The 2031-nt window shown below is 45.5% G+C and carries 1 protein-coding gene, 1 tRNA gene and 1 pseudogene; 2 read left to right on the forward strand and 1 reads right to left on the reverse strand.

Features of this window, described 5'->3' with window-relative positions:
* Positions 1-388 (reverse strand): annotated as a pseudogene (locus tag WS34_RS14340) (endonuclease MutS2); the annotation flags it as partial.
* Between the two features lie 133 nt (positions 389-521).
* Here WS34_RS14340 and WS34_RS14345 point away from each other — a divergent pair.
* A tRNA-Ser gene (locus tag WS34_RS14345) sits at positions 522-606 on the forward strand.
* A 273-nt stretch (positions 607-879) separates the two neighbouring features.
* Positions 880-2031, forward strand: a 1152-nt coding sequence (locus WS34_RS14350; protein ID WP_046405702.1) for a site-specific integrase, incomplete at its 3' end; no start/stop codon positions are given.

The raw sequence follows: 2031 nt of genomic DNA on the forward strand, positions 1-2031 counted from the left end.
CTGCCAGTCGTTTCAGGCTGGGGTAGGGGGTATCGTTCTCTTCTTCATCTTCATTTCGATGGAGAAAGCGTACAATGTCACGGATGGTTTCTAACGAACGGCGCAGGTCGAATAGTTCTTGCTCGTCCAGATACATTCCTTCTATCCGTACCCGTTTCAGTGAAGGGCGGACATCGAAAAAAAATTGGTCGGGAAATCCGTCCTCTTCTTGAATGATGCGAACAAACTCGGTTACCTGGTTTAAATTCTCTTCTACTACTTCATATTGTTCGGAAAAGCCCATGTCTGAAACTTTTTCTTCGCCTAAAGTGCTAAGACACTTGTCTTTCAGTAACTGCCTTATCTGGTCGAATCCTATCTTTTGCTCAAAATTTTGAGGGTATATCATATCTTTATTCCTTATAACTGGGCACAAAAATACGATTAATTCACGAAAAAAGTGTCAGATTGTTTGCAGATTTAAAAATGATTCGTACCTTTGCACCGCTTTCAACGGAAAGCACTTCTGATAAAGGAGTTTTGGAGAGGTGGCAGAGTGGTCGATTGCGGCGGTCTTGAAAACCGTTGTACCGCGAGGTACCCGGGGTTCGAATCCCTGTCTCTCCGCTGAACGTGCTGGACAGAAATGGTCAGCAAACGGACAAAAAGCTACAAATCAATGATTTGTGGCTTTTTTTATTGCCCGAAAGTCCTGCTTCCAAGACTTCAAAAGTACGGTAAAAGACAAAGTTTCGTTACTAAATCGTTACCTATTCCCTGCCGGACAAAAACGGTAACGATTTGTCCATAAATGACCTGATAATGACTTGATTAGTCCATAGTCTGCATAACTCAAAAACGAGAGGTAAAAAGTAATTTTGCAACTAAAAAAAGTGAGTTATGAAATCGACATTCAAGGTTCTTTTTTATTTGAAGAAAGGTTCTGAAAAGAAAAACGGCGAGGTTATGATTATGGCACGTATCACCATTGACGGCAAACAGTGCCAGTTCAGTACGAAACAGAGCATCCAGCCCGGTAACTGGAGCATTGCCGCAGGCAAAGCCAAAGGCAGGGATGCCGGAAGAATAAACGCCCTGCTGGACGACATACGTTCTTCCCTGAACACCATTTACCACGAAATGCAGCGGCGTGACAACTACGTGACCGCCGAGAAAGTGAAGAACGAGTTTTTGGGACACAGCGAAAGCCACGAAACAATCCTTTCATTGTTCCAAAAGCACAATGACGATGTGAAGCAGCTTGTGGGCATATCCAAGACGATAGCGACCTACCGCAAGTATGAAGTGACCCGCCGCCACCTCGCTGAATTTATCCAAAGCAAGTACAACGTATCGGACATATCCATAAAGGAAATTACCCCAATGTTCATTACCGATTTTGAGTTGTATTTGCGTACCGCCTGCAAGTGCGGTTACAACACCACCGCCAAGTTCATGCAGTTCTTCAAGCGCATCATCATCATTGCCCGCAACAACGGCATACTGGTGGGCGACCCGTTCGCCAGCTACAAAATCAGGCTGGAAAAAGTGGATAGGGGCTACTTGACGGAGGACGAGATAAAAATCATCCTTAAAAAGAAAATGGTTTCCGAACGGCTGGAACACGTCAGGGACTTGTTCGTCTTTTCTTGTTTCTGCGGTCTGGCTTACAGCGATGTCGCCAACTTGCGGCAGGAGAATATCCAAAAGTCCTTTGACGGCAACCTTTGGATAATCACCAAGCGGGTAAAGACCAACACGGACGTGAATGTCCCCCTGCTGGATATTCCCAAGATGATTTTGAAGAAGTACAAGGGCAAGTTGCCGGACGGGAAGATACTTCCCGTAATCAGCAATCAGAAGCTAAACGCCTACTTGAAAGAGATTGCCGATATATGCGGTATTAAAAAGAACCTGACATTCCACCTTGCCCGGCACACGTTCGCCACGACCACCACGCTGTCAAAGGGCGTACCCATTGAAACGGTGTCCAAGATGCTGGGACACACAAACATAGAAACTACGCAAATTTACGCCCGCATCACCAACAGC

Origin of the sequence: Odoribacter sp. N15.MGS-14 (assembly GCF_000980245.1) — a bacterium.
GTDB classification, from domain to species: Bacteria; Bacteroidota; Bacteroidia; order Bacteroidales; family Marinifilaceae; genus Odoribacter; species Odoribacter splanchnicus.